Genomic DNA, 17,446 nt, shown 5'->3' with positions numbered 1-17,446 from the left:
TTACGGCTTCGCAGCGTACAACCCGATCTCGGCCAGCGTCGTGAACGCGGTGTCGCCGTTATTGGACGTGATGTTGAGCCGGTACCAGCGATAGGCGCCCGGATTCGCGACCGTGTAGCTGTGCATCTGGATGCGGTAGGGGAACGCCTGGCCGCTCTGCGTGTCGAGCGTGGTCCAGTTGACGCCGTCGTTCGAGCCCTGGAACTGCCAGTCCTTCGGATCGCGCCCGATCAGGTCGGTGGAACTGATGACCGTGTAGCGCTGCACCGTCTCCGTGTGCCCGAGGTCATACTGCAGCCAGCCCATCACGCCCTTGTAGAACCAGTACGATCCCGAGTTCTGGTCGAAGACGTACTTGGCGTTGGCCGGGTTGTTCGCACTGTCGTTGGGAGCGCCGCCGGTGGCGACGTTCACCAGCGGGTGCACCGGCGTGACGCTGTCCTCCGGCGAATTGGTGCTCGTGCCGGCGGCATTCGTCGCCGTGACGGTGTAGTAATAGGTCGTGCCGTTGGCCACCGTGGTGTCGATGTAGCTGCCGCCCGTGACGTTGGCCGCGACGGTCGTGTAGGGGCCGCCGCTCGAGGTGGCGCGCAGGACCGCGTAGCTGGTGGCGCCGGACGACTGCTGCCAGCGCAGCGGGACGGCGCCGTCGCCCGGCTCGGCCAGCAGCGTGGCAGGTGCGGCCGGGATGGCGGCCGGCGCGCCACCGTCGCCGCCCGTAATCTGGACGTTGCTGAAGGTGGACGTATTCAGCGTGCCGTTGGCGACCGAGGCGACCACGAGGCCGACGTAGATCGTGTCGGGAAGCGGGCCGTCGATGCGGCCGACGTCGGTGGCCGCCCAGTTGGTGCCGTCGGGAGACACGTAACCGGTGATCATGTTCCCGATGCGCTCGAGCTTCACCCAGTACGAGGGCACGGTGTTCGCGATATTGAAGGCCTTGTTGCCGTAGTTAGAGCCGCCGTACACGGACAGGTTCTGCATGTTCTGCTCGGCCTGGATCCGGTTGGTGACGGCCATCCAGGCGCGCGGCGCGCCCGGGGCGAGGCTCGTGCGCATCATGACGCCCGCCTTCGCGGACAGGTTCGTGTTCTGGACCGATTCGACTTTCGCGACGATGGCGCCGTCGCCGGTGAGGGCCCGGTAGGCGAAGTGGCAGCTGTCGCTTGTGCCCCAGATTTCGGCGCCGCCGCCGTTCACGGTCCATCTGCCGTCCGCGTAGGTGGCCGAGCCGGCCGGCACGGCGCCTCCGATGTCGACATCGGCCAATCCCGACGTGATCGAGGCAGTCGCGGGGACGGCCAGAGGCGCCGGCGGCGTCGCCGTCGAGGTGTCGACGTCCTTCAGGAACATGAAGCTGCTATTGTCCACCGGCATCCAGAGACGCCGCTGCGCGATGTACGGTGCCTGCATGCCCTTGCGGACGACGTAGGCGCCATAGATCTGATTGAGCGCGATGTTGCCGCCTCCGGCGCCGCCCCATCCGCGGTTCGTGTTGTCGGCGACGTAGTACGCATCGGTCGTGCCGAACGGGAGGAACGGCGTGGGCGCGAGCTCGTTCACGCGCGCGAAGTATTCACCGGCCGCCAGCAGGCGGTTGTCGAAATCGGAATAGACGTCGATGCCTTGTTTCCACAGCGCTTCCGCAAGCATCGTCAGCGATTTGAGCTGGCCGTGGGCGTGTCCCTGGTCGCGCAGGGAGTCGCCGAGCATGCCGATGTCGTTGGAGCTGCGCAGCCCGATGTGGGCCAGCGTGCGTGTCTGGGCAACGACCCGGTTCAGCGTGTCCGTGTCGTCGTTGAAGATGGCCATCAAGCCGAGCGCGTTCAGCGCGAGCGCGCCCTTGTTGGCGGCGCCGAACATGTTCTCGCCGTAGGGGTTCGATGCCGGCATCAGCACGTTGGCGAAATAGGCCTTCACGGTGGCCGTGTCGGCATCCGTCCAGTCTGGCCACGTGCCGCGCAGGATGTCCGCGCCGCCCACGAACAGGTAGGCGTAGTCGCCCAGGTCGAGCATCGACTCGCGCCCCGAGAACGCGGTCTGCGTGGTGGCCCACGCCATCAGGATGTCGTGCGCCTTCTTCGCATAGTCCCGGTTGCCCGTGAAATACCACATGCGCGAAAGGTTCCAGATCGCGACCATGTCGTTGCGCCATGGCCAGAGATTCAGGTCGGGAGCGCGGCTCACGGTCGCGTACGGACCCGCCATGCCGTAGGTGAGTTTGGCCTTGCCGTCGTTCGCCAGTTGCTCGTAGGCCGATCGCCATGGCTCCCTGCCTTGATCGACGTACGATTTGACCGTCTGGAGGTCGGAGAGGGTGAGCGGCGCGCCTGGATGCACGAATCCGGTGGTCTGCGCGGCGCCGTAACCCGGGAGTACGGCTGTGCCGAGCGCGAACAGCGCAGCGGCGATGCCGGTTCGATCGAACATGCGTGCCTTTGTTCGGATCTTCGTGGACGAGTCTTTGGAACTGGTTTTCATCGGTACCCTTCGTTAATAAATATAACTCACCGGCAGGCTAATTGTGACTGCCGCGACAACATTCTTGGCAATACGTCATCGCATGCCGGAACCGTCACGTTCAACGGCGTTCCGGGCGTCCCCGTCGCCTTGCACGCAGCCTCGTTTCGAAGCGAGGCATTTGTTCGAGCATCAAACTGTTAAATTATGGCAGTCATATTTCCGCGCGGCAATATATTTCGTATGTATAAATATTGCGTTTTATTAATGTAGCATTAGTGCAAATGAGAGCCGTTCGGCTTGGCGTTAACGAGATTGGTTGCGGCCGGCCTGCCGGCGGCTCACACCGCGTCCACCGGGAATACCACCGCCCGGCACCCGGATCGTGCCGTCCGTCGCAAACCGCGGGCCGACGGGGAGCGGCTTCCGCTATCGTGATCCCGCTGACCCGACACGGGACGATCGAACGACGTCCGCCACCTTCGACCGCGTTTTTGGAATTTGGAAAGACTGGGAAAATACATGAACATGATCCGCGCCATCCTCTGCACCACTGCGCTCCTGGCGAGCGCGACCTGCGCCCACGCGCGTTCACCCGACGACAGCCGTCACGGTGCGAGCATCACGATCGATGACAAGGATGGGCCCGAGCGCGTCGTCCCGCGCCAGCGGCCGGCCTCCGGGAAGCCGCGCTTGCTGTCGACGAACCAGTGGTCGGAAATGATGTTGAAGGACGAGACGGTGTACCTGCAGCTGACGGACTACGGCATGAAGAAAGTCATGGAACCGCAGGACGCGCAGGACAAGGACGAGGGGTTCCTGGGCAGCGTGTTGAAGACGATGGCGCTCAGCGGCGTGAAGCAGGTCCTTGACCATGGCCTCGCGCTGTCGCTGGTCGACACGCGCTCCGCGCTGGTACGCGATGGCGAGGTCGTGTTCGTCACGTGCAAGGGAAAAGAAGTGTTCAACCAGGTCAAGATCAATGACCAGGTACAAAAATACCCGCAGGCGAGCGCCGAAGACTTCGTGAACAACGTCAACCGGCTGCGGGCGGCGTTGCCGGCGTGCCGGCCCTGAGCCGGCGCCGCCGCATCGCCGTTTTAATCAACCCCGGCGCCGCACGCGTCCGCTGCGCGCAAAACCGTCGAGCACGTGCGCGGGCAGCATTTTGACCATGCCGTGCAGGACGAGCGGCACGAGCACGAGCTCATCCACGGCGCCGACGACGGGCAGCGCGAAATTCAACGGCTCGACGGCGAACAGCGCCAAGCCAGCCAGCCCGGGCAACAACCACACGGGGCGGTTCTCGTGCCGGAGGGCGAACCACAGCAGGCGCAGGTCCTGGCCGGCGACGACGCGCCACAATGCAACGATGCGTTTCATGGTGACCCTCCATGGGTTGCGGTGCCCCCTACATGTGTCGTCTGGGCGCGAACACAATGGAAAATAGGCAAGCAGTCCGAAAAAGAGGTGAGCCGAACGGTGGCAGCGAACGTCGGCAATTGCTGGTCTAATAGCCTTTTGACCAAGGAGCCAATCCATGAGCATCGCATTCATCGGCCTGGGCAGCATGGGCCACCACATGGCCGCCAACCTGCTGCGCTCCGGCCAGCCCGTGCACGTCTGGAACCGCAGCCCGGAACCCGTGCAGGCGCTGGCCGCGCTGGGCGCCAAGCCGGCCGCGACGCCCGCCGAGTGCGGCATCGCCGACGTGGTCTTCACCATGCTCGCGGACGACGACGCGACCCGCGCCGTGCTGCAAGGCGGCGGCGTGCTGGACGCGATGGCGCCCGGCAGCATCCACGTCAACATGGCTACCGTCTCCGTCGCGTTCGCCCGCGAGATGGCGGCGCTGCACGTCGAACGCGGCATCGGCTACGTTGCCGCGCCCGTGCTGGGCCGTGTCGACGTGGCGGCAGCGGGCAAGCTGAACATCTTGGCCGGCGGCAGCGACGAATTGATCGCGCGCGTGCAGCCGCTGTTCGACCTGATGGGACAAAAGACCTGGCGCTTCGGCAGCGAGCCGGCGCAGGCCAACGCCGTCAAGCTCGCGTGCAACCTGATGCTCGCCTGCGCGATCGAGGCGACGGGCGAGGGTACCGCGCTCGCGCGCTCGCACGGCGTGCCGGCCGCGGACTTCATCGACCTGGTGACGAGCACGCTGTTTGCCGGCTCGCCCGTCTACAAGGGCTACGGCGGGATGATCGCGGAAGAGCGTTATTCGCCCGCCGGCTTCAAATTGTCGCTGGGCCTGAAAGACGTGCGCCTCGCCGTCGAGGCGGGCCGGGACTGGGGGCTGCCGCTCGCGTTCGGCTCGACGTTGCAGGCAACGTTGCAGGACGCCGTCGCGCAGGGTGACGCCGACCTCGACCTGGCGGCGCTGGGCAAGCACGCGGCGCGGCAGGGAGGGCTCAATTAACGGCGTGTTGCGCTGTATTGACACTAAGTAAGAAAATAACAACGAACATTCATTTTTGTAATGAAATGGTTCTTCATGGAATGATATATTGATATTAGTCAAAACATTCCAAGGAAACCCAGGATGAAAGTTCGTACCGCATGCTGCGCAGCGCTGCTCGCCGGCCTCGCCCTTGACGCCAACGCCAGCGTCATCACCCTGCAGGTCGCGACCGGCCCCGTGGGCACGCACACGAGTGCCGCCGCGTATAAGGCGGCGGTCGATGCCGACATCGCCAACCCTGCCGGCTACAAGGGCAGCAAGACAGTGGCGACGTACGACAACGTGACGGTCAAGAATTATTTCGGCGCGCTGAGCAACTATGCGTTCGAGGCGACGATCGATTTCGGCGTCACGTCCGCGCAGGCCGGCACCTGGAATTTCCGTACAGGCGTCGATTTCGGCTACGGCGGCGCGCTGTTCGTCGACGGCGTCGCGCTCGGCTACAACGCGCACGACATGTGGTGGGCCAATAACTATGCGACGGCGAACGGCAGCCTGACGGGTTCTGCCGTCCTTGCGGCCGGCAACCACGAACTGAAGATCTACGGGATGGAAGCGTGCTGCGACGGCAGCCAGCAGGCGCAGTTCAAGGCGGCAAACACCGCCGCGTTCAAGACGTTCGCCGGCAGCGACACGCTGAACGCCGTGCCGGAGCCGATGAGCATTGCGACGTTCGGCCTGGGCGCCGGCGTCATGGCCCTCATCCGTCGTCGTCGTCGCAAGTCGGCCTGAGTCGGGAACGCTCGTCACCGCAGGCTCCGTCGGCGGCAGGGCAAACTGGGCTGATCCGGCGGCGCACCGGCGCGCTTGAATTCACGCGATTTTAACGATCTCGTGTATTTTGGAACGATTTTCGCGGCGGGCGCCCCCGTACCATGTCTGGATTTCCACGGCGGTCAGCGGTGCCGCGTTTCCGCGCGACCTGAAAGGCTACGAGCTGTATCGCTGCGCGTTCCAGCTGGCCGGCTTCGACATCAACCTCGTGCTCAACGACTATGCGCTGGACCTGCGCCGTCTCGACGCCCGATACGGACAATCCATCGACGCGCTGCCGCGCCCGCGCGGCCTGCTCGTGCGCGATGGCGGACGCGCCGGCATCGCCGTGCAGTTCGACCGCCCGGCCGGCCAGGCGCCGGCTTTGCGGGTACGGTTCCGGCCCCGCGACGACAGCGCGGCGCACGAACTGGTCGTCGTCGACAGGTCCGACGTGCGCGCCGGCCGTCCGATTGCCTGGGCGCCCGCGGGCCAGGCCGCGGACGGCAAGGTGTGCTACCAGGTCGGCGTGGAGACGGGCTACGCCGTCATGTACGAACCGTGGAGCTGCCTGCCGCTGCGCGACGCGGCGCGCTGAGCGGTTGCCGGCGGCTCAGCCGCGGGTCGGCCGGCCCGTCACGTCAGGCTCGGTCACGTCGCGGTCCAGCAGGCCGCGGTACAGCCAGCCCGCCAGCAGGCCGCCCGCGAGCGGCGCGATCCAGAACAGCCACAATTGGGCGAGCGCCCAGCCGCCGACGAACAGTGCGGGCCCCGTGCTGCGTGCCGGATTCACCGACGTGTTGGTGACGGGGATGCTGACCAGGTGGACGAGCGTCAGCGCGAGGCCGATCGCGAGGCCGGCGAAGCCCACCGGCGCGCGGGTGTGCGTGGCGCCCAGGATGATCAGCACGAACATGAACGTCATGACCAGTTCCGTGACGACGGCCGACGTCAGCGAATAATTGCCGGGCGAGTGTTCGCCGTAGCCGTTCGAGGCGAAGCCGCCCGCGAGGTCGAAGCCGGGCTTGCCGCTCGCGATCAGGTACAGCACGCCTGCCGCCGCGATCGCGCCCAGCACCTGCACGACCACGTACGGGACGATGTCGCGGGCAGGGAAGCGGCCGCCGGCCCACAGCCCGACGGTGACGGCCGGGTTGAAGTGGCCGCCCGAGATCGGGCCCAGCGCATACGCGCCCGTGAGAACGGTCAGGCCGAAGGCCAGCGAGACGCCGGCGAGGCCGATGCCGACGCCGGGGAAGGCCGCGGCCAGCACGGCGCTGCCGCAGCCGCCCAGCACGAGCCAGAAGGTGCCGATGAATTCGGCGATGCATTTACGGTACATGGTGTTCTCCTTTAAGTGGTGGCGCGTCCAGCGCCGCTTCGATCCTGTGCGGGTGAATTCGTCCGGGTCGGCCGGCATGGCGCGGGCATCGCACGCGGCGACCTGCGTTTGAAGAAGGCGCCGTCGGCGCGCATGCCGACACAAAAGCGCAGGGACCCGCGTGGCGAATCCGTCGATGTGTTCGGCGCAGGACCAAGCATCATACAAATGACGTTGAACTGGCGGAAACACTAATATTGCATAGTTGTAATTATTGAGTGAGTATGATACCGATCATATAGGCGCAAAAAAACCCGGCCCGCTTGCGCGGTACCGGGTTGTGCGGACGATGGCGCCGCGGGGCGCCGTCTCCGATCAGGCGCCGACGCTGGCCAGTGCCTGGTTGAAGGTTGCGCTCGGACGCATTACGGCCTTGACCTTGGCGTTGTCCGGCTTGTAGTAGCCGCCGATGTCGGCCGGGCGACCCTGGATCTCGAGCAGTTCCGACACGATCTTCTGCTCGTTCTCGGCCAGTTGCTTGGCGAGCGGCGCGAAGTAGGCGGCCAGTTCGGTGTCTTCCGTCTGCGCGGCCAGTTCCTGCGCCCAGTACATCGACAGGTAGAACTGGCTGCCGCGGTTGTCGAGCTCACCGGTCTTCGGCGACGGCGACTTGCGGTTGTCCAGCAGCTTGCCGGTGGCGGCGTCCAGCGTCTTGGCCAGCAGCTTGGCTTTCGCGTTGCCGGTCTTGAGGCCGAGGTCTTCGAAGCTCACGGCCAGCGCGAGGAATTCGCCCAGCGAGTCCCAGCGCAGGTGGTTTTCCTCGGTCAGCTGCTGCACGTGCTTCGGTGCCGAACCGCCGGCGCCCGTCTCGTACATGCCGCCGCCGGCCATCAGCGGGACGATCGACAGCATCTTCGCGCTGGTGCCCAGTTCCAGGATCGGGAACAGGTCGGTCAGGTAGTCGCGCAGGATGTTGCCGGTCACCGAGATGGTGTCCAGGCCGCGCCATGCGCGCTCCAGGCTGAAGCGCATCGCGCGCACCTGCGACATGATCTGGATGTCCAGGCCTTCCGTGTCGTGATCCTTCAGGTAGGTCTTGACCTTCTTGATCAGTTCATTCTCGTGCGGACGGTACGGGTCGAGCCAGAACACGGCCGGCATGCCCGAGTTGCGTGCGCGCGTGACGGCCAGCTTGACCCAGTCGCGAATCGGCGCGTCCTTCACCTGGCACATGCGCCAGATGTCGCCCTTCTCGACGTTCTGCGACAGCAGCACTTCGCCCGTCGCCAGGTCGGTGATGTTGGCGACGCCGTCCTGCTGCACTTCGAAGGTCTTGTCGTGCGAGCCGTATTCCTCGGCCTGCTGGGCCATCAGGCCGACGTTCGGGACGGTGCCCATCGTGCGCGGGTCGAAGGCGCCATGCCATTTGCAGAAGTTGATGATCTCCTGGTAGATGCGGGCGAACGTCGATTCCGGGATCACGGCCTTGACTTCCTTCAGGCGGCCGTCGGCGCCGTACATCTTGCCGCCGGCGCGGATCATTGCCGGCATCGACGCGTCGACGATCACGTCGTTCGGCGAGTGGAAGTTGGTGATGCCCTTGGCCGAGTCGACCATCGCCAGCGCCGGGCGGTGTTCCTGGCAGGCGTGGATGTCACGGATGATTTCTTCGCGCTGCGAATCCGGCAGCTTGGCGATCTTGTTGTACAGGTCGGCCATGCCGTTGTTGACGTTCACGCCGAGGCTGTCCAGCAGGGCGCCGTGCTTCTCGAACGCTTCCTTGTAGAAGGTGCGGACGCAGTGGCCGAACACGATCGGGTGCGACACCTTCATCATCGTCGCCTTCACGTGCAGCGAGAACATCACGCCCGTCTTGTGCGCGTCTTCGATCTGCTGTTCGTAGAACTCGAGCAGGGCCTTGCGGCTCATGAACATCGAGTCGATGATCTCGCCTTCCAGCAGCGAGACCTTCGGCTTCAGGACGATCGTCTCGCCGCTCTTCGTGACCAGTTCCATCTTGACGTCGCGCGCGCGGTCGAGCGTCATCGACTTTTCGCCGTGGTAGAAGTCGCCGTGCGTCATGTGCGACACGTGCGTGCGCGACGCCTGCGACCATTCGCCCATCGAGTGCGGGTTCTTGCGCGCGTATTCCTTGACGGCCTTCGGCGCGCGGCGGTCCGAGTTACCTTCGCGCAGCACCGGGTTCACGGCGGAACCGATGCACTTGCCGTAGCGGGCCTTGATCTCTTTTTCCTTGTCCGATTGCGGATCGGCCGGGTAGTCGGGGATGTTGTAGCCCTTGCCCTGCAGTTCCTTGATGGCCGCCTGCAACTGGCCCACCGAGGCCGAGATGTTCGGCAGCTTGATGATGTTCGCGTCCGGCTGCAGCGTCTTCTGGCCGAGTTCCGACAGGGCGTCCGGCACGCGCTGGTCCGCCGACAGGTACTCGGGGAAGAGGGCGAGGATACGCGCCGCGACGGAGATGTCGCTCTCTTCGATGTGGATGCCGGCAGGTTTGGCAAACGTCTCGACGACAGGCAGGAAGGCGTGGGTGGCCAGCAGGGGCGCCTCGTCGGTTAGGGTGTAGATGATGGTCTGATCACTGCTCATACGCTTGTTCCTCGATGTGCGGGAAGGTTTCGAATACTAGTACTAAAAAAACGTCGGCTGTCCAGGCCACTGTGCCAGCGCGGTGAACAGATCGAGGGATCATACTCCGTCAAACGTCGATCCGGCAGCCATGAACATGTGTTGCCACAAGACTAAGTCTTATATAAGACATAGGACAGGCGCTATTATTGCACGACCTTCGCGGATCGGATAGTGGTAAACCCTTCCGCAATGCGGGATAGGTGGGGCGGGTCGCGCGCCGGCTCAGGTCCCGCGCAGCAGGAAGACCAGCGCGTCGGGTGCGCGCACGGCCCAGTCGTTCTCGTCATGCGCCGCACCGTCGTAGACGCGCGACACGAAGTCCGGCGCGGCATAGCCCTTGCGCCGCAACAGCGCCGTCACGCGAGCGAACGCATCGTCGTAGAGCGCGTCCAGTCCGACGGTGCCGCGGTCGCTCCACAGCTTCACGCCCGCGGGCGCCGGCGCGGCGCGCTCGAGGTAGGCCAGCGCCGCGGCCGGGAAGGCGTCGTTGCGCTCGAATGTCCCGATCCAGTGCGTGGACAGGCACGCCGCGCCGCCGAAGACGGCCGGGTATTCGCACAGGCCATAGCAGCTGATCAGGCCGCCCATGCTCGACCCCATCAGGAAGGTCGTGTCGCGCCCGGTGCGGGTGGCGAAACGCGCATCGATGGCGGGCTTGAGTTCTTCGACGAGGAAGCGCAGGTAATCGTCGCTGCGCGCCTTGCCGTGCAGGGCGTCGCGCACGAACGGCCGGCGCACCGCATCCGGCAGGTGCGGCAGGAACTTCGCCGGAAAGTATTCGCTGTGGCGCAGCACGCCGTTGTTCCAGGGGCCGACGACGATGAAGTCACCGTCCGGCCGCGCGGCCAATAACTGTTGTGCGGCCAGGTCGATCCGCCAGGACTTGCCGTTCCATGTGGTCGTCGGGTCGAAGAGCATCTGGCCGTCGTGCATGTAGACGACGGCGAAGCGGTGCCCGGCGCCGGCCTTCGTGGCGTAGTCGGGCGGCAGCCAGATGTCGACGTGGCGCGGGTCGACGTGGTGCGACGAAAAATTTTCCCACCGTTCGACGCGACCGAACGGGGCGGGAGGCGCGGCGTGCGCGGCACGCGACAACGGGGGGGCCAGCAGGCAGGCGGCGCCGGCTTGCAGGAGGCGGCGGCGCGGGAGGGAGGTTACGGAACGATGGGCAGCGATCATGGTGGCGTGGACATGTTGAACCGGTCAGGAGTATAGGCATGCCGGGCGCTGGGCAAGACAGCCAAATCCAACGAATATCGACTGTTTTCTGACCCTGCTGCCGTACAATCGGCCGCATGAACGTCATCTGGGAATCAATTCCGGCCGCCGACACGCAGAGTGTCCGGCTGTTGCGCCTCGAGCAGGACGCCTTTTCCGGCCCGCTGCACGTGCACGAAGCGATCGAGCTGACGTGGATCGAGCGCGGCCGCGGGCTGCGCTTCGTGGGCGATTCCGTCGAACCGTTCGAGGAAGGCGATCTGGTGCTGCTGGGCCCGCGCGTCGCCCACACGTGGCATACGTCCGGGCCGCAGCAAGGCCATGTGCGCGTGACGGTGTTGCAACTGCTGCTGCGCCCCGAGCTGGACGCGTTCCCGGAATGGCGCCAGGCGATGCGGCCCTTGCTGGCGCGCGCGAATGCCGCGTGGCGGATCGAGGCAACCCTGGGCGACGCCGTCCGCGCGGCGCTGCTGGCCTTGCCGGCCGACGACAACCTCGCATTGCTGGGCGGCGCGCTCGCGCTGCTCGGGCGGCTCGCCGCGGCCCAATCCGCCATGCGTCCGTTGCGTGCCGGGCCGCTCGCGCTGCCGGCTGGCGCACCGGGGCGCCGCATCGATGCGCTTCTGGCCTGGATCAGGGCAAACTTGCATGCGGAGCTGCGCGTCGCCGACGCTGCCGCGCTGCTGCACGTGACACCGGCCGCGTTCAGCCGCAGCTTCCAGCGGCTCGTCGGCAAGCCGTTCAGCATCTACGTGAACGATCTGCGCATCGCCGAGGCCTGCCTGCTGCTCGCCCGTTCCGACCGTCCCGTCGCCGAGATCGCGCGCCGCTGCGGCTATGCGACGCTGTCGAATTTCAACCACCACTTCCGATCGCGCCTGGGCGTGGCGCCGCGCGGGTACCGGGCCGCGCGGTCGGCTACATCTGCCTGAACAGGTCGGCGTAGTTGCGGCTGACGACGAGCTGCTCGTCGCGGCCCTTCAGTGTGACCAGCAGGCGGCCGCGGAAATCCGTGCGCGTGCCGGCCACGTGGCGCGCGGCGACGATCACGCTGCGGTGGATCTGCCAGAACTGCTGCGCGTCGAGCTGTTCGCGCAGCTGGCGCATCGGCGTGCGGATCAGGTGCTCGCCGTCGGCGACGAATACGCTCGTGTACTTGTCGTTGCTCTGGAAGTAGATGACTTCATCGATGGCGATCAGCCGCGTCTCCTGGCCTTGCGCGGCGCGGATCCATTGCAGCGGCGCGGCAGCGGCAGGGGCGGGCGCGGCGGCCGGCGCGGGGGCGACGCCGAGCTGGCGCAGCAGGCCGGCCAGCAGGTCGGCGGACGGTGCCGCGGGCGCCGGCGCCGCCAGCGTTTCCTTCAGGCGCTCGACCGTGCGCTGCAGCCGCTCCAGGCGGATGGGCTTCAGCAGATAGTCGAAGGCGGCGTGCTCGAACGCCTGCAGCGCGTACGCCTCGTGCGCCGTCGTGAACACGACCTGCGGCGCGCGCGCGTCGTCCGCCAGCCGGGCGGCGAGGTCGAGGCCGTTCAGGCCGGGCATCTGGATGTCGAGGAACACGACGTCGGGCGCCAGCTCGTCGACGAGGCGCAGCGCCTCGATGCCGTTGCCGGCACGGCCCACGATGCGCAGGTCCGGCCAGGCGAGCGCCAGTTGTTCCTCGAGGTAGGCCAGCAAATGCGGTTCGTCGTCGGCAACCAGGGCGCGGATGGGTTCGATAGCGGCACCTCGAAAGTGAATTAGATCGGCAGGATCAGGCGCGACGTCACGCCCCCGTCTTGATTTTCGAGCAATTGTACTTGAGCACTATTTCCGTGCAAGGTGCGCAGCCGCTCGCGCAGGTTCGACAATCCGACGCCGCTGCCGGGCCGCGGCGCCGCCGGTACGAGGCCGGCGCCGTCGTCGAGCACTTCCACGCACAGGCCCGCGTCCGTGCGGCGCGCGCACACGACGACGGTGCCGCCTTCGACCTTCGGCTCGATGCCGTGCATGACGGCGTTTTCCACGAGCGGCTGGATCAGCATCGGCGGGATGACGGCGTCGCGGCACGACGGTTCGACGTCGATGCGAAAGCGCAGCCGCGTGCCCATGCGCACCGTCAGCAGGTCGAGATAGGCCCGTGCGAGGTCGACCTCGGCGCCGACCGTCGCGTGTTCCGCGCGGCTGGCCGACAGGCTCGCGCGCAGGAAATCGATCAGGCGCTCCAGCATGTGGCGGGCACGGTCCGGGTCGGGGCCGATCAGGCTCACGACGTTGGCCAGCGTGTTGTACAGGAAGTGCGGCTCGATCTGGGCCTGCAAAGTGCGCAGCTGCGCTTCGGCCAGCAGGCGCGCGGCCTCCGCGATTTGTTCCTGCTGGCGCGCGGCCTCGAGCTCGCGCGCGACGCGGCGCTCGCCGGCCGCCAGCACGGCCGCCATCAGCAGCGCGACGGCGCCGGCGCCCGGCAGGTAGCGTCCGAGCGCGCCCGTGTGCAGCAGCGTGGCGAACGTGCCGCCGCCACCCATCACGGCGTCCGTGAAGGCCATGCCGACCAACGCGCAGCATGCCGTCAGCAGCAGCCGGGCGGCGCGCATGGCCGGGCCGGTGCGTCCGGGCGCGACGCGGCGCAGCACGTGCATCATGCCGTGGATGAGGAAGCCGATGGCGTTTGACGCCACCAGCATCTCCGCCAGTAGCGGCACGAACGGCTTGCCGCTCCCGGACACGTAGAGCACACAAGCCAGCACGACGCCGACGATGGCGTCCCAGATGATCGTGAAGACGATTTCGCGCTGCGGCGATCTGGGCCAGCGCCGGAACGGCGGAAAGATCTCCAGCGGGTGCAGCGAGGGTATGTCGGTAGCGTGCGGCATGATGTCCTTACGATTGAGCAGCCAGGAAATTACCATGGAAACAATGCGGTGTGCGATAGGGCAGCCGCGCCAGCGCGACGGGACCCGCGTGCACGCGTGCGGCGTCGAACACCGTGAGCGCGCTCGTGTTGGTCGTCGTGTCCTGGGCGACGCCGACGAGCCAGCCGTCCGTCTCGCGGCGTGCGCCCTGGCGCGGCACGAACACGTGCTCTTCCGCGCGCCAGCCCGCGCCGAAGCGCCAGCTGTCCGCGCGGCCCGTGTCCGTGTCGACGACGTTCACGGTGTCCAGCACGAGTGCCGTATTGCGCGCATCGCTGGAGAGCAGGGCGAGGCGGCCGTGCCGCCGGCCGACGACGTTTGGCGTCACGCGGGGGAATTCGGCGCCGTCGAGCAGGCGCGCTGTGCGCACGCGGCCCGTCGCGTGGTCGAGGCTGATGCGCGTGGCCGCATGCGCGGACGGGCGGTTCGGTTCGCGCTCGCCTTCCATCACGCGGCTCGTGGCGGCCAGCATGTCGCCGTCGTGCAGCACGAGGTCGAAGTGGGTGACGGCGCCGCCGGCCTCGTCCCACGCATTCCCGAAGTGGAAGACCATATGCGGCGGCAGTTCGTAGACGCGGCGGATGGCCAGGGTGTCCTTCGCGACCACGACGACGCGGGTGCCGCGCGTGCTGCCAGCCCACACGTGGCGCTCGGCCAGGCTCAGGGTCGCATCTGCGGATACGTCATACGGCGGCACGACGAAGATCAGGTGACGCGCGCTGACGGCGAAATCGTGCAGCAGCGCGAGCTGCGGTATCTCGACGACACGAGCCTGCAGCACGTCGCCGTGCGCGCCGATGCGGTACAGCGCGACCTTGTCGCCGCCGGGCAGCGCGCCGAAATTCCACAGGGTGCCGTCCGGCTCGATCTTCGGATGCGCGGAAAACGGCATCGCGGCCAGGTCGTCGCGCCACGTGTGGATGCCGATGGTCGCCAGCGTGTCCGGATCGATCTCCGTCGCGGACCCGCCTTCCCACAGCGCGTACAGGCGGTCGTTGAACGGCAGGAGGTTCGTGTTCGCCGTGTTCAGGCTGTCGTTGTCGCGAAAGCCCTTGCGGGCGATGTTCGTGCCGAAAGCGGGATACAGGAATTGCCCGGCCGCCGACTCGGCGAGGAATTTGCGCGTCTCGACGAAGCGGCCCTGGTGCGCCACGGTGCCGGCGCCGATGCGCCATGCCTGGGCGTAGCCGTCGCCGTCGAACCAGTGGTGGTAGCGTTCTCCGCCCAGTTCGAAGCGGCCCGGCCCGTTGCGGAAGAACGTGCCTTGCAGCTCGGCCGGCATGCGGCCTTCGACGACGGCGAGGCCCTGCTGGTTGCCTTCCAGGTTCGCGTACACGCTAAGGCCCGGATCGCGCGCGAGGGCCGCGTGGAAGCGTTCGTACGTCGTGTGGGCGTCGGCGCGGGCGAAGCCGGCGGCGCCGAGGGCGGCGAGGCCGAGGCCTGCTTTGAGGAATTGGCGGCGCTGCATGGCGGACCTCAGCGCAGCGAGACGGTGGTATCGAGACCGGCGGCCGGCACGGCCAGCTTGACGGCGTCGAATGCCGGCGGGCCCATGCGGCCCTGCGCGTCGTTGCTGAAGGCGATCGGCTCCGTCGGGATGCCCATCAGATTGCGATCCATGCGGCCGTTGTCGTTGGCGTCGTGGTAGACGGCGATGCCATAGTCTCCCGGCGCGACGTCGTGGAACACGAGCGTCGTGCCGGCCTTGTCCGCCCGCGCCTCGGCCGCGCGCATGGGGCGCTTGAGGAAGGCGTCGGCATTGTCGTACAGCGCGACCCGCACCTGGCCCTGGTCGGACTTGACGTTGGCGACGTGGACGACGAGGTCGGCCGCGTGCGCGGCGAGCGGGGCGGCGAGGGTCAGGGTCAGGATGGCGGTGCGGATCATGATGGGCTCCAGTGTGGGTGTCGATGGGCACACTGTAGCCAGGCGCATCGTGCTCATGGCGGCGATGCGACGACCTGCAGCCAGGCGGCGCGAAATGCGATTGGGCGGCGCGAAATGGAGGGTGCTACATGCAGCGTCAGCGGCCGAACAGCATCGCGACCCGGGCGGCGACGAGCGTGCCGATGAAGCGCAGCGGATAGCCGCGGTATGCGGGGACGTCGTCCGGCAGTTCGCCCGGGCCGCGCTTGCCCGTGCAGACGCGCATGTCGAGCGGCGCCTGGTCCGCGCCGAAGCGGCGCCGGCACATCGACACCCAGTGCTTGCCGTCGTCGAAGTCGACGTACATCGGCGTGTTGCAGCACGTGGCCACGACGCGGTTCGTCGCCGACCCGTCGCGCAGCTTGAACGGACGCAGGTGCGCGCGCCCGGCCACGCAGTGCACGCGGTCCTTGCGGTAGACCTGGTACGCCGTGCCGCCATCGGCTTCCCGTATGGGAGTTGCACCGGGCAGCCCTTCGAGCCGGCGCCAGCCTTCCGCGCAATCCTTGCAGTAGCAGACGGCGGTGGCGAGCGGTGCGCCGCTGGCGCGGACCTCGACGGTGCCGCACGCGCACCTGGCGGTGGTGTCGGTCATGGCGTCACCTGAATTTCAGCACGTGGCCGTCCTCGGCACGGATGAACGTCTCCAGCATGAAGGAGGGCTTCGTGTCGTTGTCCATGTGCGTGTTCCTTTCGAGTCTGCTGGAGTGGTACCCGTATTGTGCCAAAGAAAACGGCAGGAACCGCGCGAGCGTGTTCCTGCCGTGGTGTGAGATGAGACGAGCGTCAGGCGTAGGCGGTCCAGCGCTGCGGAATCTCGATTGCGCCGCTCTGCGCGGCATTCGCGTACGCGCGCATCTCGGCGACGACGGCCTCGAGCTGTTCATTGCTCGGGTTGGCCAGGAAACCTTTCATGCGCTCGTGCAGCGCGGCCTGCTGGTCGCGCCATTCGTAACGGGACGATTTGCTCATGCACCCTCCTTGCGGCGAACTGCCGTCTTTGTGCTTTTGTTATTCATGACATCCTCCTTCAAAGAACACAGGATGCCGTTTCCCACCGATCAGGTCGGTGCGATGACGCACATTATCAAAATGGAATTACTGCCGGGGCGGCAGGATGCTGTGATAGAACAGGTCCATCCGGCCTTCCAGGTCGCGCTTCGCCTTCTCCATGTCGACGACGTGCGGCGGGCGCATGAGGTTCATGAACAGCTCGCCCGTGATGGTGGCCATCAGGTGGCAGGGCAGCAGGTCGACCGGGACGTCCGGCCGCATCTGGGCGCGGATGTCCGGACGCGAGAAGAAGCGCATCAGCAATTCGCGCGTCTTGCGCGGGCCGCCGTTCCAGAACGCCTCGGCCAGCTCGGGATTCGTCGGCGCCTCGGCCAGAACGATCCGTTGCAGGGCGATGGCTTCCTGCGACGAGATCAGCGCGTACATCTGGTGCGCAAAGTCGTCGATGATTTCGCGCAACGGCCGGGTATCCGTCTCCATCGGCTGGCTGCGGAAGAAGCGGTGGCGCTTGGCAGCGAGCACGGCGGCCAGCAGGCCGGCCTTGCCGCCGAATTTCACGTAGATTGTGCGTACCGCGACGTGGGCCGCGCGGGCGATCGCTTCCAGGCTCGTCTTCGTGTAACCGTTGGCGAGAAACAGCGTTCCGGCGACCTGCAGCAGCTCCTGCGTACGCGCCTCGACGTCGGCGGCTTTCGGCCTGCCGGCGGCTTTGCCGGCACACTCGGCCGCGTCATGCATATGTTTGTCCAT

Annotated in this window: 16 protein-coding genes and 1 pseudogene; 5 read left to right on the top strand and 12 right to left on the bottom strand. The window is 66.7% G+C overall.

The features are described from left to right. A complete protein-coding gene (locus HAV22_RS09240) occupies nucleotides 1-2,430 on the bottom strand; it encodes a discoidin domain-containing protein (RefSeq protein WP_229421156.1) in 2,430 nt (809 codons plus the stop codon). 552 nt (nucleotides 2,431-2,982) lie between these two features. On the opposite strand from HAV22_RS09240, the gene HAV22_RS09235 reads away from it, so the two are divergent. Beyond that, on the top strand, nucleotides 2,983-3,537 hold the full coding sequence (locus HAV22_RS09235; protein WP_166858714.1) for a hypothetical protein: 555 nt from the start codon (nucleotides 2,983-2,985) through the stop codon (nucleotides 3,535-3,537). A 27-nt stretch (nucleotides 3,538-3,564) separates the two neighbouring features. Here HAV22_RS09235 and HAV22_RS09230 read toward each other — a convergent pair whose 3' ends face one another. Continuing rightward, nucleotides 3,565-3,843, bottom strand: coding sequence for a hypothetical protein (locus HAV22_RS09230; protein WP_166858711.1), 279 nt, complete (start codon nucleotides 3,841-3,843; stop codon nucleotides 3,565-3,567). Nucleotides 3,844-4,000: 157 nt separating this feature from the next. Between HAV22_RS09230 and HAV22_RS09225 the strand changes: the two genes are divergently transcribed. The 3 genes from HAV22_RS09225 to HAV22_RS09215 all read left to right on the top strand — a co-directional run bounded on the left by HAV22_RS09225 (nucleotide 4,001) and on the right by HAV22_RS09215 (nucleotide 6,272). After that, entirely contained in the window at nucleotides 4,001-4,879 is an 879-nt protein-coding gene (locus HAV22_RS09225) for an NAD(P)-dependent oxidoreductase (RefSeq protein ID WP_166858709.1), read from the top strand. 123 nt (nucleotides 4,880-5,002) lie between these two features. Beyond that, complete coding sequence (locus tag HAV22_RS09220; protein ID WP_166858707.1) at nucleotides 5,003-5,653, top strand: CCXG family PEP-CTERM protein; 651 nt, start codon at nucleotides 5,003-5,005, stop codon at nucleotides 5,651-5,653. A gap of 109 nt (nucleotides 5,654-5,762) precedes the next feature. Continuing rightward, complete coding sequence (locus HAV22_RS09215) at nucleotides 5,763-6,272, top strand: hypothetical protein (RefSeq protein WP_166858705.1); 510 nt, start codon at nucleotides 5,763-5,765, stop codon at nucleotides 6,270-6,272. A 15-nt stretch (nucleotides 6,273-6,287) separates the two neighbouring features. Here the strand turns inward: HAV22_RS09215 and aqpZ are convergent. The 3 genes and pseudogenes from aqpZ to HAV22_RS09200 all read right to left on the bottom strand — a co-directional run. Next, nucleotides 6,288-7,025 (bottom strand): annotated as a pseudogene (aqpZ, locus tag HAV22_RS09210) (aquaporin Z); the annotation flags it as partial. A gap of 345 nt (nucleotides 7,026-7,370) precedes the next feature. Beyond that, entirely contained in the window at nucleotides 7,371-9,605 is a 2,235-nt protein-coding gene (locus HAV22_RS09205) for an NADP-dependent isocitrate dehydrogenase (RefSeq protein WP_166858701.1), read from the bottom strand. A gap of 264 nt (nucleotides 9,606-9,869) precedes the next feature. Continuing rightward, nucleotides 9,870-10,826, bottom strand: coding sequence for an alpha/beta hydrolase (locus tag HAV22_RS09200; protein ID WP_166858699.1), 957 nt, complete (start codon nucleotides 10,824-10,826; stop codon nucleotides 9,870-9,872). A gap of 116 nt (nucleotides 10,827-10,942) precedes the next feature. Between HAV22_RS09200 and HAV22_RS09195 the strand changes: the two genes are divergently transcribed. Continuing rightward, entirely contained in the window at nucleotides 10,943-11,797 is an 855-nt protein-coding gene (locus HAV22_RS09195) for a helix-turn-helix domain-containing protein (protein ID WP_166858697.1), read from the top strand. Here the strand turns inward: HAV22_RS09195 and HAV22_RS09190 are convergent. From HAV22_RS09190 to HAV22_RS09160, 7 genes are all read right to left on the bottom strand, one after another. After that, nucleotides 11,784-12,575 carry a LytR/AlgR family response regulator transcription factor gene (locus tag HAV22_RS09190; RefSeq protein ID WP_166858829.1) on the bottom strand — a complete coding sequence of 264 codons (792 nt, stop codon included), beginning with the start codon at nucleotides 12,573-12,575 and terminating at the stop codon, nucleotides 11,784-11,786. The genes HAV22_RS09195 and HAV22_RS09190 overlap by 14 nt on opposite strands. A gap of 29 nt (nucleotides 12,576-12,604) precedes the next feature. Further along, the gene (locus HAV22_RS09185; protein WP_229421154.1) at nucleotides 12,605-13,717 is read right to left on the bottom strand and encodes a sensor histidine kinase; all 1,113 of its coding nucleotides are present in this window, start codon (nucleotides 13,715-13,717) and stop codon (nucleotides 12,605-12,607) included. Between the two features lie 7 nt (nucleotides 13,718-13,724). Next, nucleotides 13,725-15,224, bottom strand: coding sequence for a carotenoid oxygenase family protein (locus HAV22_RS09180; protein ID WP_166858693.1), 1,500 nt, complete (start codon nucleotides 15,222-15,224; stop codon nucleotides 13,725-13,727). An 8-nt stretch (nucleotides 15,225-15,232) separates the two neighbouring features. Next, nucleotides 15,233-15,643 (bottom strand): DUF2141 domain-containing protein, encoded by a 411-nt coding sequence (locus HAV22_RS09175; RefSeq protein ID WP_166858691.1) that lies wholly within the window; start codon nucleotides 15,641-15,643, stop codon nucleotides 15,233-15,235. Nucleotides 15,644-15,779: 136 nt separating this feature from the next. Next, nucleotides 15,780-16,277 carry a GFA family protein gene (locus HAV22_RS09170; RefSeq protein WP_166858689.1) on the bottom strand — a complete coding sequence of 166 codons (498 nt, stop codon included), beginning with the start codon at nucleotides 16,275-16,277 and terminating at the stop codon, nucleotides 15,780-15,782. Between the two features lie 191 nt (nucleotides 16,278-16,468). Beyond that, complete coding sequence (locus HAV22_RS09165; protein ID WP_166858170.1) at nucleotides 16,469-16,654, bottom strand: hypothetical protein; 186 nt, start codon at nucleotides 16,652-16,654, stop codon at nucleotides 16,469-16,471. 126 nt (nucleotides 16,655-16,780) lie between these two features. After that, nucleotides 16,781-17,446, bottom strand: a complete 666-nt coding sequence (locus tag HAV22_RS09160; protein ID WP_229421153.1) for a TetR/AcrR family transcriptional regulator — start codon at nucleotides 17,444-17,446, stop codon at nucleotides 16,781-16,783.

It is taken from the genome of Telluria antibiotica (genome assembly GCF_011682055.1).
GTDB lineage: Bacteria > Pseudomonadota > Gammaproteobacteria > Burkholderiales > Burkholderiaceae_D > Telluria > Telluria antibiotica.
The sequence above is the reverse complement of the archived record's forward strand: the minus strand, read 5'-3'. Positions and strand labels throughout refer to the sequence as shown.

Excerpts from the sequence above, each read along its gene's own strand:
- HAV22_RS09240 (WP_229421156.1), bottom strand. The coding sequence starts at position 2,430 with ATGTTCGATCGAACCGGCATCGCCGCTGCGCTGTTCGCGCTCGGCACA.
- HAV22_RS09235 (WP_166858714.1), top strand. The coding sequence starts at position 2,983 with ATGAACATGATCCGCGCCATCCTCTGCACCACTGCGCTCCTGGCGAGC.
- HAV22_RS09230 (WP_166858711.1), bottom strand. The coding sequence starts at position 3,843 with ATGAAACGCATCGTTGCATTGTGGCGCGTCGTCGCCGGCCAGGACCTG.
- HAV22_RS09225 (WP_166858709.1), top strand. The coding sequence starts at position 4,001 with ATGAGCATCGCATTCATCGGCCTGGGCAGCATGGGCCACCACATGGCC.
- HAV22_RS09220 (WP_166858707.1), top strand. The coding sequence starts at position 5,003 with ATGAAAGTTCGTACCGCATGCTGCGCAGCGCTGCTCGCCGGCCTCGCC.
- HAV22_RS09205 (WP_166858701.1), bottom strand. The coding sequence starts at position 9,605 with ATGAGCAGTGATCAGACCATCATCTACACCCTAACCGACGAGGCGCCC.
- HAV22_RS09200 (WP_166858699.1), bottom strand. The coding sequence starts at position 10,826 with ATGATCGCTGCCCATCGTTCCGTAACCTCCCTCCCGCGCCGCCGCCTC.
- HAV22_RS09195 (WP_166858697.1), top strand. The coding sequence starts at position 10,943 with ATGAACGTCATCTGGGAATCAATTCCGGCCGCCGACACGCAGAGTGTC.
- HAV22_RS09185 (WP_229421154.1), bottom strand. The coding sequence starts at position 13,717 with ATGCCGCACGCTACCGACATACCCTCGCTGCACCCGCTGGAGATCTTT.
- HAV22_RS09180 (WP_166858693.1), bottom strand. The coding sequence starts at position 15,224 with ATGCAGCGCCGCCAATTCCTCAAAGCAGGCCTCGGCCTCGCCGCCCTC.
- HAV22_RS09175 (WP_166858691.1), bottom strand. The coding sequence starts at position 15,643 with ATGATCCGCACCGCCATCCTGACCCTGACCCTCGCCGCCCCGCTCGCC.
- HAV22_RS09170 (WP_166858689.1), bottom strand. The coding sequence starts at position 16,277 with ATGACCGACACCACCGCCAGGTGCGCGTGCGGCACCGTCGAGGTCCGC.
- HAV22_RS09165 (WP_166858170.1), bottom strand. The coding sequence starts at position 16,654 with ATGAGCAAATCGTCCCGTTACGAATGGCGCGACCAGCAGGCCGCGCTG.
- HAV22_RS09160 (WP_229421153.1), bottom strand. The coding sequence starts at position 17,446 with ATGGACAAACATATGCATGACGCGGCCGAGTGTGCCGGCAAAGCCGCC.